The organism is Pseudomonas sp. Ps21-P2, assembly GCF_039672565.1.
Lineage (GTDB): Bacteria > Pseudomonadota > Gammaproteobacteria > Pseudomonadales > Pseudomonadaceae > Aquipseudomonas.
Window position 1 is genome coordinate 658,449 of sequence record NZ_JBDFPL010000002.1, and the last position, 26,400, is coordinate 684,848.

The 26,400-nt window shown below is 59.4% G+C and carries 26 protein-coding genes; 14 read left to right on the forward strand and 12 right to left on the reverse strand.

Translation table 11 applies throughout. The features are described from left to right. Positions 1-58: 58 nt before the first annotated feature. From ABEH28_RS06745 to ABEH28_RS06760, 4 genes are all read left to right on the forward strand, one after another. Positions 59-880, forward strand: coding sequence for a hypothetical protein (locus ABEH28_RS06745; RefSeq protein WP_346629462.1), 822 nt, complete (start codon positions 59-61; stop codon positions 878-880). 49 nt (positions 881-929) lie between these two features. Beyond that, positions 930-1,652 (forward strand): hypothetical protein, encoded by a 723-nt coding sequence (locus tag ABEH28_RS06750; protein ID WP_346629463.1) that lies wholly within the window; start codon positions 930-932, stop codon positions 1,650-1,652. A gap of 416 nt (positions 1,653-2,068) precedes the next feature. Beyond that, on the forward strand, positions 2,069-2,584 hold the full coding sequence (locus ABEH28_RS06755) for an ATP-binding protein (protein WP_346629547.1): 516 nt from the start codon (positions 2,069-2,071) through the stop codon (positions 2,582-2,584). Next, positions 2,581-2,877, forward strand: a complete 297-nt coding sequence (locus tag ABEH28_RS06760; protein WP_346629464.1) for a hypothetical protein — start codon at positions 2,581-2,583, stop codon at positions 2,875-2,877. The genes ABEH28_RS06755 and ABEH28_RS06760 overlap by 4 nt, the downstream gene beginning before the upstream one ends. A 477-nt stretch (positions 2,878-3,354) precedes the next feature. On the opposite strand, the gene ABEH28_RS06765 is transcribed toward ABEH28_RS06760, so the two are convergent. Both ABEH28_RS06765 and ABEH28_RS06770 read right to left on the reverse strand, forming a co-directional pair. Next, a complete protein-coding gene (locus ABEH28_RS06765) occupies positions 3,355-3,690 on the reverse strand; it encodes a hypothetical protein (RefSeq protein ID WP_346629465.1) in 336 nt (111 codons plus the stop codon). A 4-nt stretch (positions 3,691-3,694) separates the two neighbouring features. Beyond that, the gene (locus tag ABEH28_RS06770) at positions 3,695-4,789 is read right to left on the reverse strand and encodes a ParB/RepB/Spo0J family partition protein (RefSeq protein WP_346629466.1); all 1,095 of its coding nucleotides are present in this window, start codon (positions 4,787-4,789) and stop codon (positions 3,695-3,697) included. A 447-nt stretch (positions 4,790-5,236) separates the two neighbouring features. Here ABEH28_RS06770 and ABEH28_RS06775 point away from each other — a divergent pair, with 447 nt between their 5' ends. Both ABEH28_RS06775 and ABEH28_RS06780 read left to right on the forward strand, forming a co-directional pair. Beyond that, positions 5,237-5,557, forward strand: coding sequence for a hypothetical protein (locus ABEH28_RS06775; RefSeq protein WP_037016364.1), 321 nt, complete (start codon positions 5,237-5,239; stop codon positions 5,555-5,557). 142 nt (positions 5,558-5,699) lie between these two features. After that, positions 5,700-6,449: an ABC transporter substrate-binding protein gene (locus tag ABEH28_RS06780; protein ID WP_346629467.1), complete on the forward strand. Its 750-nt coding sequence runs from the start codon at positions 5,700-5,702 to the stop codon at positions 6,447-6,449. Positions 6,450-6,483: 34 nt separating this feature from the next. On the opposite strand, the gene ABEH28_RS06785 is transcribed toward ABEH28_RS06780, so the two are convergent. The 7 genes from ABEH28_RS06785 to ABEH28_RS06815 form a co-directional block, all read right to left on the reverse strand. Next, entirely contained in the window at positions 6,484-7,443 is a 960-nt protein-coding gene (locus tag ABEH28_RS06785) for a zinc-binding alcohol dehydrogenase family protein (RefSeq protein ID WP_346629468.1), read from the reverse strand. A 38-nt stretch (positions 7,444-7,481) separates the two neighbouring features. Next, a complete protein-coding gene (locus ABEH28_RS06790) occupies positions 7,482-7,655 on the reverse strand; it encodes a DUF1427 family protein (protein ID WP_133773621.1) in 174 nt (57 codons plus the stop codon). A gap of 133 nt (positions 7,656-7,788) precedes the next feature. Next, entirely contained in the window at positions 7,789-8,565 is a 777-nt protein-coding gene (locus tag ABEH28_RS06795; protein ID WP_346629469.1) for a helix-turn-helix transcriptional regulator, read from the reverse strand. 295 nt (positions 8,566-8,860) lie between these two features. Further along, positions 8,861-10,129 carry an OprD family porin gene (locus ABEH28_RS06800; protein ID WP_192171318.1) on the reverse strand — a complete coding sequence of 423 codons (1,269 nt, stop codon included), beginning with the start codon at positions 10,127-10,129 and terminating at the stop codon, positions 8,861-8,863. A 243-nt stretch (positions 10,130-10,372) separates the two neighbouring features. Further along, positions 10,373-10,495: a hypothetical protein gene (locus ABEH28_RS06805; protein WP_274598082.1), complete on the reverse strand. Its 123-nt coding sequence runs from the start codon at positions 10,493-10,495 to the stop codon at positions 10,373-10,375. A 288-nt stretch (positions 10,496-10,783) separates the two neighbouring features. Further along, entirely contained in the window at positions 10,784-11,890 is a 1,107-nt protein-coding gene (aguA, locus tag ABEH28_RS06810; protein WP_346629470.1) for an agmatine deiminase, read from the reverse strand. Between the two features lie 162 nt (positions 11,891-12,052). Then, on the reverse strand, positions 12,053-14,971 hold the full coding sequence (locus ABEH28_RS06815; protein ID WP_346629471.1) for an aminotransferase: 2,919 nt from the start codon (positions 14,969-14,971) through the stop codon (positions 12,053-12,055). A 294-nt stretch (positions 14,972-15,265) separates the two neighbouring features. On the opposite strand from ABEH28_RS06815, the gene rfbB reads away from it, so the two are divergent. From rfbB to ABEH28_RS06850, 7 genes are all read left to right on the forward strand, one after another. Further along, positions 15,266-16,345, forward strand: a complete 1,080-nt coding sequence (gene rfbB / locus ABEH28_RS06820) for a dTDP-glucose 4,6-dehydratase (RefSeq protein ID WP_192171322.1) — start codon at positions 15,266-15,268, stop codon at positions 16,343-16,345. Further along, on the forward strand, positions 16,342-17,217 hold the full coding sequence (rfbA, locus tag ABEH28_RS06825; protein WP_192171323.1) for a glucose-1-phosphate thymidylyltransferase RfbA: 876 nt from the start codon (positions 16,342-16,344) through the stop codon (positions 17,215-17,217). Before rfbB ends, rfbA begins: the two co-directional genes overlap by 4 nt. After that, positions 17,214-17,759, forward strand: a complete 546-nt coding sequence (gene rfbC / locus ABEH28_RS06830) for a dTDP-4-dehydrorhamnose 3,5-epimerase (protein WP_192171324.1) — start codon at positions 17,214-17,216, stop codon at positions 17,757-17,759. Before rfbA ends, rfbC begins: the two co-directional genes overlap by 4 nt. After that, positions 17,756-18,637 carry a dTDP-4-dehydrorhamnose reductase gene (gene rfbD / locus ABEH28_RS06835; protein ID WP_192171325.1) on the forward strand — a complete coding sequence of 294 codons (882 nt, stop codon included), beginning with the start codon at positions 17,756-17,758 and terminating at the stop codon, positions 18,635-18,637. The genes rfbC and rfbD overlap by 4 nt, the downstream gene beginning before the upstream one ends. A gap of 89 nt (positions 18,638-18,726) precedes the next feature. Further along, on the forward strand, positions 18,727-20,541 hold the full coding sequence (locus ABEH28_RS06840; RefSeq protein ID WP_192171326.1) for an ATP-binding protein: 1,815 nt from the start codon (positions 18,727-18,729) through the stop codon (positions 20,539-20,541). Continuing rightward, positions 20,538-21,914: a sigma-54 dependent transcriptional regulator gene (locus ABEH28_RS06845; RefSeq protein ID WP_192171327.1), complete on the forward strand. Its 1,377-nt coding sequence runs from the start codon at positions 20,538-20,540 to the stop codon at positions 21,912-21,914. The genes ABEH28_RS06840 and ABEH28_RS06845 overlap by 4 nt, the downstream gene beginning before the upstream one ends. Further along, positions 21,907-22,374 carry a YiiD C-terminal domain-containing protein gene (locus tag ABEH28_RS06850; RefSeq protein WP_192171328.1) on the forward strand — a complete coding sequence of 156 codons (468 nt, stop codon included), beginning with the start codon at positions 21,907-21,909 and terminating at the stop codon, positions 22,372-22,374. The genes ABEH28_RS06845 and ABEH28_RS06850 overlap by 8 nt, the downstream gene beginning before the upstream one ends. Positions 22,375-23,665: 1,291 nt before the next feature. Here the strand turns inward: ABEH28_RS06850 and cysQ are convergent. Further along, positions 23,666-24,508: a 3'(2'),5'-bisphosphate nucleotidase CysQ gene (cysQ, locus tag ABEH28_RS06855; RefSeq protein WP_346629472.1), complete on the reverse strand. Its 843-nt coding sequence runs from the start codon at positions 24,506-24,508 to the stop codon at positions 23,666-23,668. Beyond that, on the reverse strand, positions 24,505-25,071 hold the full coding sequence (nudE, locus tag ABEH28_RS06860) for an ADP compounds hydrolase NudE (RefSeq protein ID WP_122534054.1): 567 nt from the start codon (positions 25,069-25,071) through the stop codon (positions 24,505-24,507). Before nudE ends, cysQ begins: the two co-directional genes overlap by 4 nt. Before the next feature lie 96 nt (positions 25,072-25,167). On the opposite strand from nudE, the gene yrfG reads away from it, so the two are divergent. Next, positions 25,168-25,830, forward strand: coding sequence for a GMP/IMP nucleotidase (gene yrfG / locus ABEH28_RS06865; RefSeq protein ID WP_346629473.1), 663 nt, complete (start codon positions 25,168-25,170; stop codon positions 25,828-25,830). Positions 25,831-25,902: 72 nt separating this feature from the next. On the opposite strand, the gene lysM is transcribed toward yrfG, so the two are convergent. Beyond that, a complete protein-coding gene (gene lysM / locus ABEH28_RS06870; RefSeq protein WP_192171331.1) occupies positions 25,903-26,349 on the reverse strand; it encodes a peptidoglycan-binding protein LysM in 447 nt (148 codons plus the stop codon). Positions 26,350-26,400: the final 51 nt, after the last annotated feature.

Genomic DNA, 26,400 nt, shown 5'->3' on the forward strand with positions numbered 1-26,400 from the left:
GCACGCCGGCGTAAAGCGGTTGCTTGCGCGGCGTCAGAACTCAAGGATGGCTGGTAAGATGAAAGAGCTGAATTTTAAGATTTCGTACAGCGGCGCAAGCGCGGACCAAGGACTTCTTGATATTTATGACGCAGGTGTATCGACTCTTGGGCTAGCAAGAGCGCTTTCAGTGACAACACATGCCTTCTTGAATGATGGAAAGATCCGAAAACGTGCCGAGCGAGTGGTGGGCGCAAGGGTTTACTTGCATCCACCAAAAAATGGAAGTTTTGAAGAACTGGTAACGATTGTCTTTACCGACCCCGTTGTTCAGGCGATTGGAACCGCTGTGATAGTTCCTGCATTTTGGGACTTTCTAAAGTGGACATGGTCGGAAGCTGTGGGCGGGCAGCATCAGCCCGAGACGCCTTTTGTAAGGCGTCTTGAAGATCGAGTCGAACCGCTCATAGGGGAGATAGGTGTCGCACTTGAGTCGCCGATGGCTGAACTGCATCGCCCCATCCAACATGCGGCCAACATGGAGATATCTATTTCCCGCCCAAGAGTTGGAGAAATTATCAGACTAGACCATACGACCATGGCATACGTTTCTATACGCGATGAAGGCGAGGCAGAAGAAGGAATTATTGGCAATGTTACAAAATACAATATAATAAGCGGTTACGGTCGGTTGTTTGTGGATGAGCTAGACCGTACCGTGCCTTTTGATCTAGATTCGAACATTTCTGACGATCAGAAACAACTTCTAACCCGATCGAGCCATGATCGAAATAGAGGGCTGGATGGAAAAATCGCTTTAAATGCATCGAGGATTTTGACAGGCCGCGGGGAGCTGAAACGATTCAAAGTTTATGGTGTCGAATGGATCGGCAACAACTAAACAAGCTGCGCTGAGCGAGATCCGCCAGCGCTCTTTTTTTGGAGCTTTCATGGACAGGATAAGCGCCCCACCAGCTTCAAGCAGTCTTCTTGAAGGGTTGAGCAAGTTGGGCAGCGCTATCGTTGGGCTTTCTGCATTCGCTTATATCGCCGGCTATGTAAAATTGATTGCAATGTACAACGCTGCGAATGCAGGCTGGCTACTTGATTTCGTTATAACGCAAGACATCATACGGGCAGGGCTTGAGCCATTGGCGATGGTTGGGGTTACCGGTGCTGCTAGCGCTTACATCTTGCTATCAAGAAATTGGACAATTGCAAAAATCGTAACCTTCTTACTCATCACTGCAGCTCTAACTTACGCAAAGCTCATCCCGTCAGGGGAGTGGAGTTCAAACTGGGTGAGCAGTTATAAATTCTCAAGATTCATTTCTCATGGCCTTTATTTGATTTCAGGCGTTTTGATTGCATACTCTGTAGTTGCGACGACCAAAAATAAGCGACTGAGCAAAAAAAGTGCCGCATGCTTTGTTATCGGAGCAACTATTTCTTTGTATATCACCCCCACTTATTTAGGACAAGTCTGGGCCAAATCGATCACTAGCAGCGAGAACAGGCTTCCTAAAGTTATAGGGGAGCAATACAAGGGGGAGGCTTGCTACCTGCTTGGAAACGTAAACTCCAAATACGCTATCGGCTGTGTGGTATCCGCAAAGGTCGGACGAGTACAGCTGATTGAAGTTGGAAAAGATGTGGCCTTCGTGCCTGAATGACCAGCTATTTGGAAGCGGTTTTGTTTAAGGTTTTGGTTCAAACCCGTCTCCCCAGATTTGCGGCTCAGAGAACCAGGCCTTGGAGCAAGCGTCCACAAAACGTCCACACTACTCCTCCATATGCGCTCTCTATTGCCCGTATGTTCGGCAGAAATGGAGTGAGTTGAGCGCGCGCTGAGGGGCCCGGGCGGTCTTTTTGGACTTGTAATCAGTAGGTCCCGGGTTCGACTCCTGGTGCCGGCACCAGATTTAGCAAAAAGGCTCACCGAAAGGTGGGCCTTTTTTGTTGGACTTCAAAATGGGAGTTCCGTGACGCATTCACCTACTGAAAGCCCGCAGTTGACTCAACACAGCCCCTCATTGTCCCGGCCTCAATCCACGGGCATCATCGTGGCTCGACATAAGGACACGGCACTATAGCCAAGCCCATGCTCCACCTCCTGTGCGGCAAGATCGCATCCGGGAAATCAACGCTAGCGAACGCTCTAAAAACAAAACATGCGGCGCTCTTGCTGACTGAAGATCATTGGCTCTCAAGGCTCTACGCAAGCCAAATTCACTCGGTCGATGACTATGTAAAACTCTCACGACAGCTTCGAGATGTCATTGGCCCCTTGGTCATCGATATGCTGACGGCGGGCGTCAATGTAGTTCTCGATTTTCCAGCGAACACTCCCGCAGACCGCCAGTGGTTGCGCAGTCTGGCTGATCGCGCCCAAGCCCCGCACAGCCTGCACGTCCTCAACGTCGACGACGAAACTTGCCGGGCCCGGCTGCACCTTAGGAACAAGCGCGGTGAGCATGAATTTGCAGCGACTGACGCTGAGTTTGAGTTGATCACTAGCTACTTCAGGGCTCCCGACAAGGAGGAAGGACTTGATGTTGTCGTGCACCGAGAATTCGATCCCTCGCCAGGCAAAACGCAACCATGAATATCCCGGAGCTGATGGCCCAGCTTGTAGAGCTTAAAAAGATCTATCACGATGAAGGATGTAGAGATTTTGACAGAGGCATTGATGGTGTATTAAGTATGCTTTCCCAAGGCGCTCTGCCCAATAACTCTGCATGGGAGCAAGCGGGTTCGATATACAGAACAATGGCCGGATCTAAATCTGGGTTTTCGGACGCTTACATCGACCGCGACACCGTCGAGCAACGTATTGCGGCCAACTTAAAACTCGACGGCATCCGCCAGACACTTTGGGATACCTTCACTAGAGCTTGATGCATCGGGATCGCCAGAAGGTCAAGCTTAGCGGAGCTCTACCTTTGTGTAAAAACTTAAGGCAGGGCCGGACTTCGAGTGTGATTTGTGCTTCATGACAGACAGATAAACGTCTAGATATTCCGCAACGGGCTTAGCCGCGCCCAACTCAATCAACTCACCAGAGTTCCGTTCGGTCCGAAACGGGCTATTTCCTGCTAACTGATCACACCGATTTACGGTTCTTAAATACTCAACTAACTGAAAGCAAGACAACCATCCACCTTGAAAATCCCCTCCCCCGACTATCTCTAAGGGTATCGCAGATTTCCAATATACTTTCTAGCAAGATCAAAAGCATACTCGTAATTTATCATCAGTTCGCCCACGATATATGCCCACTGAGCAGGGAATACCGTGTCCGAAAAACGCCGCCTCCGTCCCTGATACCAAATCAATTTCTTAAATTTTTATTAAACCGACATTCCTATACAGTCTTTAGCCTTGTTGAGGAACGAATAATTCTGCTTCAGAAGAAACCTCAGGGCCTTGGCATACCTCTGCAAGCGCTTTTAGTGAATCCTCTGAAACCTGAAAGTAAAAATTCTCCACCTCGTTATCGTCATCGAAAAATATGGACATACCAATATCGTCGCTTACGTATTTTTTGATCCCCGAATACATCTCAACAAAGTCGAACTTCAATGCCGCAATCAAGTGCTCTGCAATATCTTTAGATAGTCGCTGAGAGCTCTCAAACTCCCAACCATCCTCACCTAACACTTTATCCACCCCGATAGGAATCAAGAAAGCAGCCATATATTTTTTCTTCATCACATCACTCCCAAACTTCTACCGGAATTTTCTCTATACCCGCCTTTATTGCGGCTTGAGCCCTATGGTGCCCATCCTGAATTTCAAGTCGCCCTGTACTCGGGTTCCTCCAAGCGTCAACTGGATAGCTGGGGTCAAAACCATTCTTCTCCATACTTTTTGCGAGACGCTTAATCTGTGATCCAGACATTTCCGATTTGGTCTGAGTCGGTATTAGGTTGCTAGGATTTTCATAAGTTAGCCTAGGTTTCAGCTCCCTTGGGGATTTAGCATCAGAGCTAGGCGAGGAAGAAGATTCTTGCGGATGTTGTGGCCCCATCGCACCTTTGTGCGGCTCAGCCTTTTGCAGATCAGGCCTACTCTTCAACGCATCCTCATGCTTAAGCATCCACTGCCCAATGTTTGCGCCTTTCGGACTGGCTCCCATCTCCTGAGCTAGCCTGCCTGCGTTTCCCCGACCACGCGTCAGGTATTCAACAATGGCACCTAGCAGCAGAACGACTACCTCTACATGGCCGAGTGCGATGTTATGGGCAGCGCTGCTCACAGCATAAGGGTCATCTTGGCTGAAGGGGGCCAATCCTTCTTCGCCGCGTGGGCCCTCCCATGCAGTTTGAATCCCGGTCAGGTAATACTCGCCGACGCGAGGTAGGCCTTCGACGAAAAATTCCGCAACGGAATGCAGGCCAAGTATTGTCAATATCCAACTGCTGACCTGCAAACCTATTGCAGCCCCGGCGGCACCCATCGGGGCAGCACCCACACCGCCGAAAAATGCGCCCACTCCCGCGCCGATGGCAGCTCCAGTCAAGGTACTACCTGCGACGATCATTGCCATCTGGGTCACCACATCAATCAAGTCGTCGATGATGATGGAAATTTCGAGGTCGGCAAAACGTCGGCGCAGTAAGTCTGCTGCCTGCCATTCAGCTTGATAAAACGCAGACCTGACGCTTTCGACACGGCGGATATTCAGGCTGAGGGATGCCGCAGGCTCGCCCCAATGGTTTCTAAATCGAGCACCACCTTGGTAGCCCATTTCCTGCCTTACCTGATCTTCGATCTGATGCCACGAGGGCACGATATGCCAAAAGAACATTCAACGTCTCCCTGACAACTCCCAGCTTTGGGCACCGCCCGCTTTTTATCATGGCTGAGAGGGTGCACGAAATTTGGAACCGAGTATTTCATGACCCAGTGCGCCCACCATAGGCCGACCCTCCCGCAGTGACGTAGGAACCTTCTGAAGTTAAGCAATAAGGTTCGCCACATCTTGATATCGCATGCACGCAAAAACCTTCCCGCCTGGCATGGCACTCGGGTTCAGGTCTAGCCACAGGAACACCAAAGCTGCCAGCAGCGCTTTGAGCCCGGCTACTGGCATACAACCACTCATCGCCGGTCAAGGCGCCATGTTCATGTGGCGTCTGCCAGATTCCCCCTCCCCCATCCCGCCCCCATCGAGTAACGTATACCCATCCAACGGGCCCTCGCGTCTGCGTCAGGACAGCGACCCGCCATCAGAAACACGATAGAAGGCCCAACCGTGCACAAAGTCCGATTGATCAAGTACGTCTGGACCCACCAGACCCCGGAGATTTCGTCCGAATGGTCCAAGCTGCTCTACGAAGTGGAGCTGCCGTTCGTCCCCTTCCATGGCTTGAACATTCAGTTGCCGATGCAGCGCGTCTGGCGGATTCGGGATGTCGAGTGGAACGTCGAGGAGCAGACCTTCCGCTGCCATATCGAGGACCAGTTCATGAATTTGCTGGATGTCGATGACTCGTATGAGGACTGGATCGAGACGTTGCTGGAGTGTGGCTGGGTGCTGAGCGGGCGCTACACCAATGAGCACAACAAGACCTGATTCGCCTTCGCTCAAATATTCCCCCGGAATCGACGCTGGATGCGCACTGCGCCCGGCAGAGATGACAAACCGATGCCAGACTGGATAACACACCTGGCACAAGGACTGTCCCGGCGCCCTATTCCCTTTGAGCATGACTGCCATGAAATGGATTTCCCGCTGTATCCATTGCGCGGCCAGCGCGCTGTTGGCGTGCTCGTCAGCAGCGTTTGCGCTGCCGACCGTCGACCTGTTCGTGGCCGAAGCGCCGCCGCTGACGATGGCCAGTCAAGGCGACCGGCACGGGATCGCGGGCGACATCAGCCTTCAGGCCATGGCGATGGCGGGGTATTCCGCCCACTTGCTGTCGCCGCCGTGGCCGCGCGCGCAACGCGATGTGGCGCTTGGGGCGAACAAGCTCATTGCGCCGCTGACCCGCACTCAAAGCCGGGAAGACAGCTTCACCTGGATCGCTCCCCTGATGACGATGGACAGGGCGTTTTTCAGCCTTGATCGTCACGTCGAGAGTTTTGAGGAGGCGCGCAAGACCTTCAAGATGATCGCCGTCGGCAGTGGCTCGGCGCAGGAGACGCGTCTACGTGAGGAGGGTTTTTCAGCGGCTCAGATTTATCCGCTGAAGATCGGCGAGAACCCGGCACTGATGCTGCTCAAGGGCCGGGTAGATGCGTGGTTTAACGGCGTGCCGGAAACGCTCTACATCTGGAAGCAGATCAGCGATCGCCCGCTGATGATGAGCCGAGCGTTGATGACCGCCGATCTGTATCTGGCGTGCTCGAAGGACTGCGACCCCCAGATGGTCGAGAAGCTGAAGGCAGCGATCGACACGCTTCAGGCAGACGGGTCGATCAAACGCGTTCAGCATGACTATCTGAAAGGGTTGCCCGGCTTGTAAACCGGGCAATCTTGTCTGCAGGCAGGTGTCTCTGTCATGGCACCAGAATCACCTTGTCGGCGCCGCCCTGATTGACTTCCGCGTAACGCGCCAGGCCTTCTTCCAGCGTTGATTCAATCAGCCCGGTAGGCAGCGGCAAGGTGCCGTCGTCGAACTGTTTGCCGAATTGCTCAAGCATTCGCGCGCAGGCTTCAACGCCGTACAGCAGCGAGTTGATCCCAACCACCGAACCGCCCTTGCGGTACAGCGCCAGCGCCGGCAATTGCACGTGGCCGTCTACCGGCGCGGCGATGATTGCGATGCGACCGAATTGCGCCAATGCAGGCACAGCCGCCGGCAGCCAGAAGCCGGTGGTGTCGAAGATCACATCAGCGCCGCCTGAAAACACGGCATTCACTTGAGCACCCAGGTCTTCTGGCTTGTCGAGCTGGATCGCGTTGAAGCCTTGCTCTTGCAGCGCTTTCAGTTGGTCCGTTTTACGCACCGCCGCCAGCACCTGGGCGCCGCGCACTTTCGCCAGTGCGATGGCGGCGCTTCCCACTGCGCCATTGGCACCGATGACCAGCAGCCGAGTGCCGGCCTGCACGAGGCTGCGCTCAAGTGCGTCCCACGCCGTGGTGTACGGGACGCCCAGACTGGCGGCCTGAGTGAAGCTCAGCGACGCCGGCTTGATCGCCACGCCCTTGGCCGACAGCGTGATGTAGCCGGCGTGGGAGCCGTCGCGGACAAAGCCGATCTCCTTGCCGGTGCCCCACACTTCTTTGCCGATCAGTTCTTGCGGGCCTTCGACGACAACGCCCGCGAAGTCACGGCCCGGAATGCGTGGCATCGTGGTGTAGGGAAAGCGGCCCAGGACGTTTTTTACGTCGCTGGGGTTCAGGCCCGCTGCTTTGATCTGCACCAGAACTTCGCCGGCCGCGGGGACAGGCGTGGGCAGATCGACGACTTCCAGCGCAGCCAGGTCGCCGGTGCGGGAGAATTGCAGTGCTTTCATGATGGGTTCATCCAGAGTAGGAAAGGGAGGTCGTCGATTCAGGACGCCAGGTTGGAAAAGAACTGCTTGCCCACCGGCCACAGCCATTCACCAGCCTGCATGCCGAGCAAGCCAACCAGTGCGACCAGAGGCGGTGCCGGTGAGCGGAAGTCCAGCAGGCCATACAGCAAGCCGACGGCGATACCGATTGCGAGGGAAATGACGTAGCTCATGACAAACTCCGGTGCGTGGGACGCGCAGCTCGATGGCGGCGCGACTGCGTTAAGCGATGACCAGAGTGTAAGCAGGGCCGGCGAACGCTACCGGCCAAGTGCTTCTGAATTTCGGACAGAGTCGGCGCAGGCGCTAGTGGGATGGATCAATGACCGGGTACTGAGAAGGCGCCATGCCCAGTTCGCGGCGGAACATGTCGCTGAAGCTGCTCGGCGAGTAACCCATGGAGCGGGCGATGGCGTTGACCGGCACGCCCTGAATGATCTCCGCCACCGAGGTCGCCAGTTGCACCTGCCGCCGCCATTCGGCGAAGCCCATGCCGAGCACTGCTTGGAAAAGCCGCGACAACGTTCGCACACTGGCGCCGGCGTTTTCCGCGTGCTGCTCGAACGACACGTCGATGGACGGCTCGATCATCACCGCCTGACAGACGCTCATCAGTCTGCGGTCGCTGTCATCGGGCATCGGCACTTTCAGCAGCGAACGCCGGGCGCGCTTGAGTTCGAGCAACGCCAGGTTCACCACGGCGTCGTAGTAGTCCGATTCCTTGTCCTGCTCGGCCACCAGACCGACGATCAGCTCGCGCAACAAGCGACCGACTTCCAGGACCTGAACCGTGGTGTCGAGGGTTCGGGCGAGCGCCGGGCGCAGGTAGATGTTGCGCATTTCCAGATCCGACACCACGCGGATGCCATGGGGCACGCCGGGCGGCAACCAGACCGCGCGCTGCGGCGGCACGACCAGCGCTTCGTTGGGCGTCTCGACCCACATCACGCCAGACATCGCGTACAGCACCTGCCCCCACTCATGCTCATGGGGCTCGATGTACAAGCCCCGCGGATACGTCCGCGACAAAGGCTGCACGGGGACGGCGGTGTTGGAGAGGTCGGGCGGCGCGGCGATTGCCATGATGAAACCGGCTGGAGTGGGATGCAGCGATGGTAGCGGGAGAGCGGGAGGGATCGCCAGTGCAGTGAACACCTTGCTACCGCTGCAGAGGACCGGCTGAGTCTGCGGTAGCGAGCGGGCTGGCGATCCACCTCGCTCGCGAAGAAACGGGTGCAGCCGCTAGATCTCCAGCGGCTGTAATGCAGTCTTCGCGAGCAAGCTCACTCCCACAGGGACGGTGTTTGCCTTGCGAAAGCGCGACGTCTGGACCACATGAATCTCCTACAGATTCACGTCGGTCAGAAGACTTCACACATCAGAACACGTTGATCGGGTAATCGACGAAGATCCGGGTTTCGTTACCGCCAACGTTGTATTGATCCACATCGTTGGAGACGCGCAAGAACGAGTTACGCAGGCGCACCGACAGGTCTTTGACCGGGCCGCTCTGGACCACGTAGGTCAACTGGCTGAACAATTCGCGCTCTTCGCCACGCCCACGGTCGCTGCCGTCGTCGATGTTGTCGCCGCGCACGTAGGCCACGCGGTAGCTCAGGCCTGGAGTCACAACGGTGCCCAGGTTCACGCCATAGCCCACCTGCCACGAACGCTCGTCCTTGCCGTTGAAGTCCGACCAGTAGGAGTTCGCCAGGTAGATGGTATTGCCGCCATCGCCGGTGCCGCCTGCGTTGCGGTAGCCGCCGTAGGTGTAACCGGTCTCGCCGGTGCTGCGCTGATGCGCGATCGTGAACGAGTGGATGCCCACCGCCCAGGTCGCCGCCAGGCTCCAGATCTTGTTGTCGCGGGCGTCGTCGACGGCGAAGTCTTTGTCCAGCTTGGTCTTGTAGCCGTTGAAATCGAAGGTCAGCGACTGATCTTTCGGCATCGCCCAGACGTAGTTCAGGTTCACGTACTGCTTCTTCAGCACGTCTTCGTCGTCGGAGGCGTAAAACGCGGCGCTGAGGGCCTCGGTGAATTTGTAGCTGCCGCCGTAGACGTTGATGCTTTTCAGATCACCGCTGTCGCGGCCTTCGGCGCTCTTGCGGGTTTCGGCGGTAAAGCGGCCGGCCACCAGCGTGAGGCCCTTGATCTCTTTGGAGGTGATCATAGTGCCGGTGTACGACTCAGGCAGCAGGCGAGAGTTGTCGTAATTGAGCACCGGCAGCTCCGGCATCATGTCGCCGTACTTCAGTTCGGTATTGGACACCCGGAATTTGACCGCGCCGCCAAAGCGCGACAGGTCGTCCGCCGCGTTGCCGCTGTCGCCCTGCTTGAAGAAGTCGATACCGCCCGCGCCGCTCTTGCCCTTGCCACCGTCCAGACGCGCGGCGTACAGACCGAAAGCGTCAACGCCAACGCCCACCAGGCCTTGGGTGAAACCGGATGTGTAGCCGGCCATGAACGCCTGACCCCATTCCGAGCGGTCCTGCGGTCCGTTTTTGTAATCGCGATTGATGTAGGCGTTGCGCAGGTTGATCTTCAGGCTGCTGTCTTCAACAAATCCTTTGGAATCTGCCTGACCGTCCGCCATGGCGTGAGTGGCGGCGAGGATGCCCAGAGCGAGCAGACCGATACGCTGTTTCATCTTGTTGTCCTTGTGAGCGGATTAATCGCGCGCTGTGGCAAATGCCCCGGGTGGGCAGTTGCGTCTTCCGGGACTGGAACCGTTCCGGAAGCCCGCACGAAATCATCGCAGTGGACTACTGATGCACGTACATGGCGCTAGGCCACAGGCGGTGGAGGCGCGAATGCTATCCCCCGTCTGCCGAGGGTGTCAATTTGATGGGAGTCAAACGGAGGCCCTGTAATGCCTGTTGCTCTAACTTCGTCAGCTGTGGAGCACGCCCAGCAACGCTTCGATCTCGGCGTCGTTGATCAGCCCGCTGGGGTACCGCTTCGTTAGCATCTTGCGAAAATCGCCCCGTTGTTTCAGCGCCTGTTCGTCGTGCATGGGCACCATCGGGATCCGGGTCGTCCGTAACCAGTCCGCCATCATCTGCCGTGCTTCACTGCTCGCAGAAAAACCTCGAGTCACTCGCAACTCATGACCTGCGTTCATAAGGACAACCTCTTATGTCGTGGACTGCGAAATCTACGGAGCTTTTGTTACAGACGGACGACCTTGCGGGGGCATTTACGCACCGCTGGGATCCCATCTTCCTACGGCTGACCGGAAACCGTCCGCCCATAAAAAAGCCCATCGTCTGATGGGCTTGATGACAGCAAGAAGCGAACCAACTCAGCCCCGGTGGGGGGCCGGTTGCTGCTGCGTAAGGCAGTGAATGTTGCCTCCGCCCAGTAGCATTTCGCGGCCAGGGACCATGACCACCTCGTGTTCCGGGAACAGCTGCTGGAGGATCTGGCGGGCCGTGTCATCCATCGGATCGTCGAAACACGGGGCAATGATCCCGCCGTTGACGATCAGAAAATTCACGTACGAGCCGGCCAGACGCACCGATGGGTTGCGCTCCTGACTGCCGTGCACCTGATCAACCCCGGCGCACTCTTCTTCGGTGGCATACAGCGGACCCGGGATCGGCATCTTGTGTACGACAAACGGACGTCCCTTGGCGTCGCGGGCATTTTCCAGCACCTTCATGGCTGCCTGGCAGCGCGGGAAATTGGGGTCTTTCGGATCATCTGTCCAGGCGAGTAACACTTCACCGGGGCGTACGTAGCAGCAGAAGTTATCCACATGCCCGTCGGTCTCGTCGTTATACAAACCATCCGGCAGCCAGATGATTTTTTCGACCGACAGGTGATCGCGCAGCACCGCTTCAATGTCTTCGCGAGACAGGTGCGGGTTGCGGTTGCGATTGAGCAGGCACTCTTCGGTGGTGATCAGCGTGCCCTCGCCATCGACGTGGATCGAACCGCCTTCCAGCACGAAACCTTCGGTGACATAGCGCGGGCAGCGCTCGATTTCCAACACTTTGCTGGCGACCTGTTCATCCAGGTTCCACGGTGCGTACAGCCCGCCGTCGAAACCGCCCCAGGCATTGAAGCCCCAATTGACGCCGCGAACCTCCCCCGCGTCGTTGATGACGAAGGTTGGGCCGCTGTCGCGTACCCAGGCGTCGTTGCTGCTGAGCTCGACCACGCGAATGTTGGGCACGTCCAGCCGCGCGCGGGCGTTGTCGTACTGTGCGGCCGAGACGCCAACGGTGACGGGCTCGAAACGGGCGATGGCCTTGGCCACTGCGACGTGATCGTTCTGCACGGGCTTGCCGCCCAGACGCCAGTTGTCAGGGCGCTCGGGCCAGATCATCCAGGTTTGCGTCTGCGGCGCCCACTCGGCAGGCATGTAGAAGCCATCGGCGCGGGGGGTGCTGTTGAGAGTGGTCACAGTAATCAGAACTCCATGAGACGACGAGGGCGTCTACAGCAAAATAAGAGAGACGTTATAGACGATAAAAATCGGATTTAAAAACATTAATCAAGCTTCCTGCGCTTGCCGTGGCAATTTACACCGATAAATATCGGCCAATACAAGGCTGGGACAGCCCACTCAACTCTCCAGTTCACTCAGCACCTTCGACACGCTCTCGACAAAGAAGTCCACGCTCCGGCGGCTGGTCACCATCGGCGGTTTGATCTTGAGAATGTTCAGATAATCCCCCGTGGGCTGCATGAAAATCCCCAGTTCACGGAGACGGTCGCACAAGTAGGTCGTTTCCTCAGTTGCAGGCTCCAGCGTCTCGCGGTCGCGTACCAGTTCCAACCCCAGATAGAACCCCGAGCCGTGAACAGCCCCGGCCAGCGGATGTTTGTCGATCAGCGCCAGCAGGCGCTCCTTGAAATAGCCGCCCACCACGCGGGCGTTTTCCCACAGCTTTTCTTCCTCCATGACGTCGAGCACTGCCATGCCGATGCGGCAACTCACCGGGCTGCCGCCGGACGACGAAAAGAAATAGCCCTCGGCTTCCAGCGCTTCGGCGATCTCGCGACGGGTGATGACGGCGCCGAGGGGATGACCGTTGCCCATGCCTTTGGCCATTGTGATGATGTCCGGCGTCACGCCCTGCTCTTCGAAGCCCCAGAAGTAATGACCGAGACGGCCGTAACCCACCTGCACTTCATCGGCGATGCACACCCCGCCTTGGGCGCGGACTTTGTCGTACACCTGCTGCAGATAACCCGGCGGCAACGAAATCCCGCCGGCGTTGCCGTATACCGGTTCGCAGATGAAGCCCGCCACTTGCCGACCTTGCTCCTTTAGCGCGGTCAAGTGCGCGTCTACGCTGCGCAGGTAGAACGGCGTGCTGTCCGCGCCACGAAACTCGCCACGATAGGTATTGGGCGCGACCACAGGATGGACCCAGTCGGGACGCGTGCTCAGCGCTTGCGGATTGTCGGCGACGGATGTCGAGATGGCATCGGTCGCCACCGACCAGCCGTGATAGGCCTCCAGCACGCTCAAGACATCGCGCCCGCCGCTGTACGCCCAGGCCAGACGAATCGCCAGATCATTCGCCTCGGTGCCGCTGTTCACCAGAAACACCCGGTCCATGCCGGCGGGCGCCAGCTTCAGCAGCCGCTCGGAAAACTCGGCGATTGCCGCGTAATGAAAGCGTGAGTTGGTGTTGAGCAGCGACCACTGCCGCGCCGCAACCTCAGCCATGCGTGGATGGCCGTGACCGAGCACCGCGACGTTATTGAGCATGTCCAGATAAGAACGGCCCTGCATGTCGATCAGGTGGTTGCGCCAGCCGCGCTCGATCTGCGGCGGGGCTTGGTAATAATGCTTTTGCGAACGGGCAAAACTGGCGTCGCGACGGGCGAGCAACGCGGCGGCATCTGCCAGTGCGGGCGCATCGCAATCAAAACCCAGCAGCACTTTGGGGGACGGACACAACGCACGCCAGGCGGCTGCCCGCGAAGGCGTGGTGAACAGCGGCGGGCTCACGTCCGGCTCCGAACACAGCTGCACGATCAACGCGCCGCCGCCCTGCCCGATCACGTCGCCCGCGTCGAACTCGACGCCGGAGTCGAAATCAGAACGCACGCCCCACAGGCGCAGACTCACTTCCGCGCCCACCAACTGCAACGCGCCGTCGGCGGTGTGACGCAGGCTCCCGGCAAATGGCGCATGGACAGCGGTGCCGTGGGGGATCTGCAATTCGGTGTGCAGCGCGAAGGTGTCCGGCTCTTTCGCGCTGTCCGACAGCGTGCGGGACAGCCGGTATTCGCCATAGCGGCTGGCCGCCAGGCCGTGGTGTTGAGCCGCGTCTTTCAGCAGTTGTTCGTCGATGCCACTGTGTTCCCAGTTGCCCGCCACGAAATGCTCGCTGAGCACACCCAGATCGATAAGGGTAAAACCTTGCCCGCTCAAGCTCGGCAACAGCGGCGAAAACGCCTCGGCTTCTTCGTCCGCTTCCCATTCACCCACCGCGTCGAGAATCGCCGCTTCCATCAGCGCAATCGGCACGGAGGTGGCGACGTCGAAGATGTTCCACTCGCTGGCCAGATTGGCCTGGATGTAACCGTTGTCTGGCTCGATGCTCGCCTGTTGCTCGCTGCTCAAGACCAGAACAGCCGAGCGCGCGACGATCAACGGCCACAGCGCCAGCAGCTCCTCGCTCTGAAGCGGGTTGATTTGGTGGTAAGCCTGAATGGCGGGCAGGATGAAAAACGGATCGCAGTCGGCATGGTGCAACAGCGCGGCGCAGGTCACCGAGAGGTCGGCGATGCGCCACGTGCGGACGAGATCGCCAAAGTCGATCAGCCCTTGAAGCTGCCACTGGCGATGGGCGTCCCGGGCCCAGACCACGTTGTATTCGGTGATGTCCATGTGAATGGCCTGTACCGGCAATGAGGCCACCAGCGGCAGCAAATAGGCCTGGGCCTGCTCGGCGGCCTCGGCGATACAGGCGCGCTTGTCGGCATCGGCAATGACCGGGAGCAGATGCTCAATCAACGCAAACGCGTGCCGCGGGTCCCACTGCAACACACGGTCCAGACCTGGGTGCTCGAAACCGGCCAGCGCGACATCAACACGGGCGCAGAGCTGCGCCAATCCGGTCACGATGTGCCGGTTCAGATGGGCGACGTGGGCCAGTGATTGTCCGTCGATAAACTCGAGAACGCGCAGGTGCACGGCGTTGCCGTTGTGATCGACAGACAACAAGTCTTCACCGTTCAGCCCTGGCATCACGGCCGGAACGCGCACCTGCGGCTCAGCACCCAGATGCCGCAACGCTGCATGCTGGGCCGCAAGCTCGGTGGTTGAGTAAGCGCCATGGCAGATCTTCAGGACGAAACGGCGTCCGTCCCCGCAGTCCAGCAGGAAGTTTCGGTCTTGATGGCTGCCCAACTCCTTTAATGTTCCCGACAGCCCGTAATACGTCGCCAGCCATTCACCGGCATGCACGGCGTCGACGTCCGGGCATGGCAGGCTGGAACGACGAATCAAGGTGTCGAGCGACATGAAAGGAGTCCTGAGAGAGAAAGGCGCGAACAATATCGCCAGTTGCGCGACCGTTAATCAACCCCGCGCCATTTGCCAATAAAGAAATGCGTTAACGGACCGATAGATAGGCCAAGCGTTAAGCCCGTGAAACACCCGCGGCGGTTTAATGGCGCTGATTGCCATGGGCCATCAATTAATTTCATCGCTTGTTGGCGGATTGCTCCTTGCGTCAGTCAGCAAGGCCCCACAAGCTATGCTCCATCGTCCTACGCCTTTATCGTCTTACGTCTTTCCAGGGAAGAAGGTTTATCCATGCGAATACTTGTTACCGGTGGCGCCGGCTTCATCGGCTCTGCGCTGATCCGTCATCTGATCAACAACACCGATCACGACGTCCTCAATTTCGACAAGCTGACCTACGCCGGGAATCTTGAGTCGCTGCAGGGCATTGCGAACAACACTCGGTATGAGTTCGTGCAAGAAGACATCGTTGATCAGGCTGCGGTGAGCAAAGTCCTCGCGCGCTTCAAGCCGGACGCGATCATGCACTTGGCGGCTGAGTCCCACGTCGACCGTTCGATTGACGGCCCGTCGGAGTTCATTCAGACCAACATCGTCGGCACTTACAGCCTGCTGGAAGCGACCCGCAGCTACTGGCTGACCTTGCCGGAGGCCGAGCGCGCCGCCTTTCGCTTCCACCACATCTCCACTGACGAAGTGTATGGCGACCTGCATGGCGTGGACGACCTGTTCACCGAAACCACGCCCTACGCGCCAAGCTCGCCGTATTCGGCCAGCAAAGCGGCGTCAGACCATCTGGTTCGCGCCTGGCAGCGCACCTACGGGCTGCCGGTGGTCGTCACCAACTGCTCGAACAACTACGGCCCGTTCCACTTCCCCGAGAAGCTCATCCCGCTGGTGATTCTCAATGCCCTGGCCGGGAAGCCGCTGCCGGTGTACGGCAACGGCTTGCAGGTGCGTGACTGGCTGTTCGTCGAAGACCACGCCCGCGCATTGCTTAAGGTGGTAACTGAGGGCAAGGTCGGCGAGACCTACAACATCGGCGGCCATAACGAACAAAAGAACATCGACGTCGTGCGCGGCATCTGCGCGCTGCTCGAAGAGCTGGCGCCGGAACAGCGCAAAGGCGTGGACCACTACGCGGACCTGATCACCTACGTGACCGACCGCCCGGGCCATGACATGCGTTACGCCATCGACGCCAGCAAGATCGAGCGCGAACTGGGCTGGACACCGGAAGAGACATTCGAATCCGGCCTGCGCAAAACCGTGCAGTGGTATCTCGACAATCTTGAATGGTGCCGCAACGTGCAAGACGGCAGCTATAAGGGCGAACGCCTGGGCACCAACGTGAAGGAACTGATCGCATGACTAAAGGAATTGTACTGGCCGGCGGCTCGGGCACACGCCTGCACCCGATCACCCTCGGGGTCTCAAAACAGCTGTTGCCGATCTATGACAAACCGATGATCTATTACCCGATCTCGGTGCTGATGCTGGCCGGGATCAAGGACATCCTGGTCATCTCGACGCCGCTGGACCTGCCGCAATACCGGGCGCTGCTGGGCGACGGCAGTCAGTTCGGCGTGCGCTTTCATTACGAGGAGCAGCCCAAGCCGGACGGCCTCGCGCAGGCATTCCTGATTGGCGAAGAGTTCATCGGCGATGACTCGGTGTGCCTGATTCTCGGCGACAACATCTTCCACGGTCAGCACTTCAGCGAGCAGCTCAAGCGTGCGGCGGACAACACCTCCGGCGCGACCGTGTTTGGCTACTGGGTCAAGGATCCGGAGCGTTTCGGCGTGATCGACTTTGATGAGCACGGCCACGCGCTGTCCATCGAAGAGAAGCCCAAGGCGCCGAAGTCCAGCTACGCCGTGACCGGTCTGTATTTCTACGACAACGAAGTCATTCAGATCGCCAAGGATGTCAAGCCGTCCCCGCGCGGCGAGCTGGAGATTACCGACGTCAACAACGCCTATCTCAAGCGCGGCGACCTGCGCGTCGAGCGCTTTGGCCGCGGCTTCGCCTGGCTCGATACGGGTACGCACGACAGCCTGCTGGACGCGTCGCAATACGTGCAAACCATCGAGCACCGTCAGGGCCTGAAGGTCGCGTGCCTGGAAGAAATCGCCTATCAGAACGGCTGGATCGACCGCGCCCACCTGTTGAACAGGGCTGACTATTTCGGCAAGACCGGCTACGGTCAGTACCTGTTCAAGATCGCAGGGGAAAGTCAGTGAAAGTGGTTGCCAGCAAGTTGCCTGAAGTCCTCATCATCGAACCCAAGGTGTTCGGCGATGAGCGTGGTTTCTTCTACGAAAGTTTCAACGCCCGAGCCTTTGCCGAGGCCACCGGCGTCGCCGATCAGTTTGTGCAGGACAATCACTCGCGCTCGCAGAAAGGTGTCCTGCGCGGGTTGCATTACCAGATCGAAAACCCACAGGGCAAACTGGTGCGCGTGACCGTCGGCCGCGTGCTGGACATCGCTGTCGACATCCGTCGCAGCTCGCCACAGTTCGGCCAATGGTTCGGTCTGGAGCTGTCTGCCGAAAACGCGCGTCAGCTGTGGATTCCCAAGGGTTTCGCCCACGGCTTCGTGGTGTTGAGCGACTACGCCGAGTTCCTCTACAAGACCACCGACTACTACACGCCGTCGGCCGAGCGCTGCATTCGCTGGGACGATCCTGAGCTGGGCATCGACTGGGGCTTGAGCGAAGCACCTCAATTGTCGGCCAAGGATCAGGTCGGCAAGCTCCTGAAAGACGCGGACCTGTTCCCGTGAGTGCGCCGCTGCGCATTTTGATCAGCGGGCAACACGGCCAGGTCTCCCATGCGCTGCAGCAACGCCTGCAGAACATGGGCGAGCTGATCGTGCTGGGCCGTGATCAGCTGGATTTGAGTCAGCCGGAATCCATCCGCCCGGTGGTTCGCAATATCAAGCCGGACCTGATCATCAACGCTGCCGCGCACACGGCAGTGGATCAGGCCGAAAGCGAGCCGGACCTGGCCTTCGCCATTAACGCGACGTCCCCCGGTGTATTCGCTGAAGAAGCTGCGGCACTGGGCATTCCGCTGATTCACTACTCCACCGATTATGTGTTCGACGGCAGCAAGGCTGGTGCGTGGGTTGAGTCCGACGCGCCGAATCCGCTGGGCGTTTACGGCAGCAGCAAGCTCGCGGGCGAGCGGGCCATCGCCGCAGCGGGCGGGCAGCACCTGATTTTGCGCACGAGCTGGGTGTACTCCCTGACCGGGCGCAACTTTCTGCTGACCATGCAGCGCTTGCTGCAAGAGCGCGAGAAGCTGTCGATCGTTGCGGACCAGATCGGCGCGCCCACCTGGGCCGGCACCATCGCCGCCAGCACCGGTGCGCTGATCAAACGCTGGCGTGACGGGGCACCAGGCGCCTGGGGTGTTTATCACCTGACGGCCAGCGGCGAAACGTCGTGGTTCGGGTTCGCTGAAGCCATTGGTCAGCAGTTGATCAACAGCGGCAAACCCTGCGCGACCCTTGAGCCGATTGCTTCCAGCGCTTACCCGACGCCGGCTGCACGCCCGCTCAATTCGCGTCTGGATTGCAGCCGATTGCAGCGCGAGTGGGGCGTCAGCCAGCCGGACTGGCACGAAGCGTTGCTGGAGTGCTTAGCGCAGCAGCGGTAGGCATAATGGGCCGACTCGATGTTGAGCGGCTGCGGAATAATGATTCATCCGCAGCCGCTCTACACCGCAACGAACCCACCGGCGATTTCATGATCAGCACTAACGCCCTTCCCCGCCGCCCTCGCTGGCGCAGCCTTGCCTTACTGGCGCTGATCCTCGCCCCGTTGCTGTGGCCGCTCGAACGCCTGGCCGAACACTATTACCGCAATGAGCTGCTGAGCCAGAATCGCCAGACCCTCGATCTGTACGTCGCCAACCTGCTGGGCACGTTGCACCGCTATGAAGTTCTGCCACAGATTCTCGGCGACCTGCCCGGGCTGCGCGCCATGTTGGCGAACCCCCAAGACAAACAGGCGCAAGCCCAGGCGAACGTGCTGCTGATGAACACCGCCCGGCAGACCGGCGCCGAGGTGATCTACCTGATGGCGCCCAATGGCGACACCCTCGCCGCGTCGAACTGGGACAAACGCGACAGCTTCGTTGGCCGCAACTTCGCCTTCCGCCCGTATTTCAGCAATGCCATGGCTGGCAATCTCGGCCGCTTTTTCGGCCTGGGCACAACGTCAGCCAAACGCGGCTACTTCTTCGCGGCCGCCGTGCGCGACGGCGACACTGTGATCGGTGTGCTGGTGGTCAAGGTCGACCTGGACCTCACTGAAACCTTGTGGGGCAAAACGCCGGAACAGTTGCTCGTCACCGACCACAACGGCGTGGTGATCCTGACCTCTAATCCGGCCTGGCGTTTCCGCGCCACGCGCCCGCTGAGTGAGGAAGAAAAGCAGGCGATCGTCGCCATCCAGCCCTACCCGACCCGCGATCCGCGCCCGCTGCAGCTGGATGAAAACGGCTGGCTCAAGCAAACCCAGCAGATCGACGAGACCGGCTGGAGCGTGAACATCCTCGCCCCCCAGATGCTGGTGTCGAGGCCGGTGCGGACGGTGGTTGCCATTGGCGGTGGTGCGTTGCTGGTGCTGATGCTTCTATTGGGGCTGATGATGCAGCGCCGCCGCCATTATCTGGATCGCATCAACTTCGAGGCCAAGGCGCGCCGGGAGCTGGAAGTGCGAGTCGCCGAGCGGACCTGCGATCTGGAAGGCGTCAATCAGCGATTGCGCCAGGAAGTTCTCGAACGCGAGCAGGCGCAGCAGGAACTGTTTCGCGCCCAGGACGAACTGGTTCAGGCCGGCAAGCTGTCAGCGCTGGGCACGATGTCGGCGAGCATCAGCCATGAACTCAACCAACCGCTGGCGGCCATTCGCAGTTACGCCGAGAACGCCGAAGTGCTGCTCGATCATCAGCGCACCGAAGACGCCCGCGGCAACCTCAAGCTGATCAGCGAACTCACCGGGCGCATGGCGTCGATTATTGCGCACCTGCGCGCCTTCGCCCGGCGTGACCGGCATGCGCCTGAAAGCGTGGCGCTGCAGCCAGCGCTGGACGATGCGCTGGCCCTGCTCGCCAAGCGTCGGCGCGCGATGGAAGTGGAATTGATCCGCGATTTACCCGCCGCGACCTTGTGGGTGCAGGCCGGCGAGACGCGGCTGCGTCAGGTGCTGGGCAATCTACTGGCGAATGCGCTGGATGCGCTGACCGAGAAAGGCCCGCCGCGCAAATTGTGGATCAGTGCCGAGTACAACGCCGAGGGCGTCAATCTGTACATCCGCGACAACGGCCCGGGGTTTTCCAGAGAAGCGCTGGAGCACGCCCGCGAGCCGTTTTTCACCACCAAGACGCGCACCCAGGGGCTCGGCCTGGGCCTCGCGATCTGCGATACGCTGATGCGCGCACTGGGCGGCGAGCTGCTGTTCGCCAATCACCCGGAAGGCGGTGCGCTGCTGACGTTGCGGATGCGCACCGGCGCCTCGGGCGTCAACCTTCAACCGTCTGAGGACTTATCTGCATGAGCACCGACGCCATCGACAGCCGGATTCAGGTGGTGCTGATCGACGACGACCCGCACCTGCGTCAGGCCCTGAGCCAGACGCTCGATCTCGCCGGCCTGAAAATCCTGCCGCTGAGCGACGCCAAAGGCCTGCAGGCGCGCATCGAGCGTGACTGGCCGGGAGTGATCGTCAGTGACATTCGCATGCCGGGCATCGACGGCCTCGAGTTGCTCCACCAGCTGCACGCCCAGGATCCGGAGTTGCCGGTGCTGCTGATCACCGGACACGGCGACGTGCCGCTGGCGGTGCAGGCCATGCGCGCCGGCGCCTACGATTTTCTGGAAAAACCCTTTGCCAGCGACGCACTGCTCGACAGCGTTCGGCGCGCCCTGGCGCTGCGCAGGCTGGTGCTGGACAACCGGAGCTTGCGGCTTGAGCTGAGCGACCGTCAGCAACTGAGCACGCGACTGGTGGGGTTATCCGCCCCCATCCAGCGCCTGCGCGATCAGATCGGCGCGCTGGCGGCGACCAAGGCTGACGTGTTGATTCTTGGCGAAACCGGCGCCGGCAAAGAAGTGGTCGCCCGCGCACTGCACGATTTGTCCAACCGCCGTAATGGTCCGTTCGTGGCGATCAACGCCGGGGCGCTGGCCGAGTCGGTGGTGGAAAGCGAGCTGTTCGGCCACGAGTCGGGCGCCTTCACGGGGGCGCAGAAGCGCCGCATCGGCAAGTTCGAATTCGCCAACGGCGGCACGTTGTTTCTGGATGAAATCGAAAGCATGAGCATGGACGTGCAGGTCAAGCTGCTGCGTTTGCTGCAAGAGCGCGTGGTTGAGCGGCTGGGCGGGAATCAGCAGATCCCGTTGGACATCCGGGTGATCGCGGCGACCAAAGAAGACCTGCGCCAGGCGGCGGACCAAGGGCGTTTCAGGCCCGACTTGTATTACCGCCTTAATGTCGCGCCGTTGCGCATTCCTCCGCTGCGCGAGCGTGGCGAAGACGCGTTGGTGCTGTTCCAGCATTTCGCCGATACCGCCAGTTTGCGCCACGGCCTGCCACGGCATGAATTGCAGCCGGGGCATCGGGCGCTGCTGCTGCGTCACACCTGGCCGGGCAACGTGCGTGAACTGCAGAACGCCGCCGAGCGTTTCGCCTTGGGCCTTGAGCTGGAACTGGAAGGCGAGGCGCAGCCGGATCTGGTGGCATCCAACGGCGGGCTGAGCGAGCAGGTCGAGGCGTTCGAGCGAGCGTTGATTGCCGCCGAACTGACCCGTCCGCACAGCTCGGTCCGCAGCCTCGCCGAAGCCTTGGGCCTGCCACGCAAAACCCTGCACGACAAACTGCGCAAGCACGGGCTGACCTTCAACGGCGCGGGGTCCGACGACAATGACTGACCGGCAACGTTTGTCTGCTGAAGATCTGGAAGCGGTGCTGCACCGGGACATTCCCCTCACCCGGGAAATGGGTGTCAAGGTGCTGGGCTGGCGAGACCATCAACTTCGTCTGCACCTGCCGTTGGCGCCCAACGTCAATCACAAGAACACCTTGTTCGGCGGCAGCCTGTATTGCGGCGCGGTACTGGCGGGCTGGGGTTGGCTGTACTTGCGGCTCAAGGAAGCCGGGATCGACGACGGGCACATCGTGATTCAGGACGGCCAGATCAGTTATCCCCTGCCGGTCACCCGCGATGGCATCGCCATTTGCGACGCTCCGGATGAAGCGAGCTGGGAGAGATTCGTGAAGCTCTACCACCGACGCGGCCGTGCGCGCCTGACGCTGCACACCCGGATCGTGGCTGATGGATCAGAAGAAACGGCAGTGGAATTCGTCGGGCAGTTCGTGCTGCATCGCTGAACAAAGCTGCCCGACACGCCTTGCCTATGTGGGAGTGACCGGGGTGGCGCTCCACCTTGCTCACGAAGACGGCATTCCAGCCGCTGAAAATTGCGTGGATATACCGACCTATTCGCGAGCAAGCTCGCTCCCACAATCCGTATTCAGCAGAGACATCTGCAGCGTCTTCTGACACCGCGCTTTCTCGCAGCAGACACAGCCCCTGTAGGAGTGAGCTTGCTCGCGAAGACGGCATTCCAGCCGCTGAAAATGGCGTGGATATACCGACCTATTCGCGAGCAAGCTCGCGCCCACAATCCGTATTCAGCAGAGACATCTGCGGCGTCTTCTGACACCGCGCTTTCTCGCAGCAGACACAGCCCTTGTGGGAGTGAGCTTGCTCACGAAAGCGGCATTACAGCCGCTGAAAATGGCGTGGATATACCGACCTATTCGCGAGCAAGCTCGCTCCCACAATCCGTATTCAGCAGAGACATCTGCAGCGTCTTCTGGCACCGCGCTTTCTCGCAGCAGACACAGCCCCTGTGGGAGTGAGCTTGCTCACGAAAGCGGCATTCCAGCCGCTGAAAATGGCGTGGATATACCGACCTATTCGCGAGCAAGCTCGCTCCCACAATCCGTATTCAGCAGAGACATCTGCAGCGTCTTCTGACACCGCGCTTTCTCGCAGCAAACACAGCCCCTGTGGGAGTGAGCTTGCTCACGAAAGCGGCATTACAGCCGCTGAAAATGGCGTGGATGTACCGGCCTATTCGCGAGCAAACCGCTCCCACAATCCGTATTCAGCAGAGACATCTGCAGCGTCTTCTGGCACCGCGCTCTCTCGCAGCAGACACAGCCCCTGTGGGAGTGAGCTTGCTCACGAAAGCGGCATTCCAGCCGCTGAACATTGCGTGGATGTACCGGCCTATTCGCGAGCAAGCTCGCTCCCACAATCCGTATTCAGCAGAGACATCTGCAGCGTCTTCTGGCACCGCGCTCTCTCGCAGCAGACACAGCCCCTGTAGGAGTGAGCTTGCTCACGAAAGCGGCATTACAGCCGCTGACAATGGCGTGGATATACCGACCTATTCGCGAGCAAGCTCGCTCCCACAATCCGTATTCAGCAGAGACATCTGCAGCGTCTTCTGACACCGCGCTTTCTCGCAGCAGACACAGCCCCTGTGGGAGTGAGCTTGCTCACGAAAGCGGCATTCCAGCCGCTGAAAATGGCGTGGATGTACCGACCTATTCGCGAGCAAGCTCGCTCCCACAATTGATCCCCTACGGCGTCCTCAGAGCTGATGTGCGCTCAAGCCCTCGCCAACGCCAGCAACGCGCCGCGCCATGTCGCCTCAGCCGGCAACGCCAGAAAATACGAATTCAGCAGCGTCTCCCGCGCCGGGTACTCGAAGGTCGTGCCGTCCAGGTTCAGCACTACGCCGCCCGCGCCTTCCACCACACCTTGTGCAGCAGCGGTATCCCACTGAGACGTCGGCGCCAGACGCGGGTAGCAATCGGCGGCCCCTTCGGCCAGCAGGCAAAACTTCAGCGAGCTGCCGATATTGGTCAGCTCTAGCTCACCCACCACTTCCGACAAACCGGCCAGCAACTTCTGTTGCTCGGGGCTGGAGTGACGACGGCTGGCGACCACGGTGAACGCTTCTCCCGCGCCCGGCTCATTGCGCACGCTGATCGGCGCCAGATGCTGCGGGTCGTCACTGCGCCACGCACCCAGCCCGGCGCCACCGAAATAGCAGCGGTTATTGGTCGGCATCGACACCACGCCAAACACCACACGACCGTTCTCGATCAGTGCCACGTTGACGGTGAACTCTTCGCTGCCGGCAATGAATTCCTTGGTACCGTCCAGCGGGTCCACCAGCCACCAGCGTTGCCACTGGCTGCGTTCGCTCAACGGGATGTTGGCGTCCTCTTCGGACAGGATATGAATACTCGGATCCAGCGCCTTGAGGCCCGCCACCAACAGCTCATGGGCGGCCAGGTCAGCGGCCGTGACAGGCGAGTCATCCGATTTGACCTCGACTTCCACGCCGGCGCGCCAGAACGGCAGAGTGACTTCGCCCGCCTGCCGGCAAAGTTCTATGACGGGCGCAAGCAGCGGATGCGGCAATTGGGCGAATGTCGGGTTCATGGCAGAAAATCCCCACGCTCGGCCAGCAGATCCCGGGCGAGGTACAGCGCCGCCAGCGCGCGCCCTTCAGTGAACTGCGGATTCTGAACCAGACTGGAAAGCTCGCGCAGATTGACCTTGTCCACGCGCATCGGCTCAGGCTCGTCGCCGGGCAGTGTTTCCTCATACAAATCGGTGGCCAGCACGACCTGGATTTTCTGGCTCATGTAGCCGGGCGAAAGCGACAGCTCGGTCAGGTGCACCAAGGTGCGCGCGCCATAACCGGCCTCTTCCTTGAGCTCGCGATTGGCGGCGGCCAGCACGTCCTCGCCCGGCTCGATCAAGCCTTTGGGCAGCGACAGCTCGTACTGATCCGTGCCGCCGCAATACTCCTCGATCAGCACGGCGTGGTCGGCATCGAGCATGGCCACGATCATCACCGCGCCGTAGCCACTGCCGCTGCCGACCAGCCGCTCGTAGGTACGCTCGACGCCGTTGGAAAAGCGCAGCTGCACTTCTTCAACGCGGAACAGACGGCTGCTCGCGACGATTTCGCGAGAGAGGACGGTAGGTTTCTGCTGCATGACGAGCTCCTTGGCGTAGACGGGTTACTATACCGTGGCTTTTGCGGATGTCTTCGCCGCAAACCCACGCGACCCCTTCAACGCCGAGAGACTTGTATGCCTTCTTTGCCCTGGCGCGATATCGACACCGTTCTGCTGGATATGGACGGCACGCTGCTCGACCTGCATTTCGACAATCACTTCTGGCTGGAGCATCTGCCCAAGCGCTATGCCGAAGTGCACGGGGTCAGTCTGGCCATGGCGCAACTGGAGCTGATGCCGCTCTTCGAAAAAAACGCCGGCACCCTCAACTGGTACTGCACCGATTTCTGGAGCACGGAGCTGAACCTGCCGGTGAAGGACCTGAAAGTCGAGATCGCCCACCTCATCGCATTGCGCCCCGACGCCGAGACGTTTCTGACCGCCCTCAAGCAGGCTGGCAAACGGGTGATCATGATCACCAACGCTCACCGCGACTCGCTGTCGCTGAAGATGGAAAGACTGGAACTGGCGCCCTACTTCGAGCGTTTGATCAGCTCCCATGACTACGGTTATCCCAAGGAAAACCCGCAGTTCTGGGACGCGCTGCAGGACGATATCAAGTTCGATCCGGCGCGCAGTCTGTTCATCGACGACACCTTGCCGATCTTGCGCAGCGCCGGGCGATACGGCATCGGCCATTTGTTGGCAGTGCGTGAGCCGGACAGCCGAAAAGGCCCGAAAGACACCGAAGAGTTCGAGGCTGTTGAGGATTATCGGGCGTTGATACAGGGCTTGTAAGAATCATGCAGCAAGGGTTGCCGTACGGTCAGCGCTAACGCTGGTTTCCGTACGGCCAGTACAACTTACCGCTTACTCAGGAATACGCAGAACCTGACCTGGGTAGATCTTGTTTACGTCCTTCAGCATCGGCTTGTTGGCGTCGAAGATTTTCTGGTACTTGTTGGCATCGTGATACACGCGCAGCGAGATGGCGCTGAGGGTATCGCCCTTCTGAACAGTGACGAACGTCGCAGCAACCACAGCAGGTGCGCCGGCGGCGATGGTCAGCTGATCATCAACGCTGCCAACACCGGCGATGTTACCGGCCGCCAGTACGATCTTCTCTTTCTCTTCCTGACTGGCGACTTCGCCCGTCAAGGTAATCTTGTCGCCTTCGACCGTCGCATGAACGTTGGGATTGCCCAACCCGACAGACTCGATGTGCTTTTTCAGCTCATCGCTGGCGTTGGCGTTTCCTGGGGTGAGCAGGTCGATAAGCTTCTCACCGGCTTCCTTCACAAAACTGAACAGACTCATGGGTTTCTCCTTGGTGTCGTCGTAGTGTCGTTGTGGTTTCCCGCGCAACAT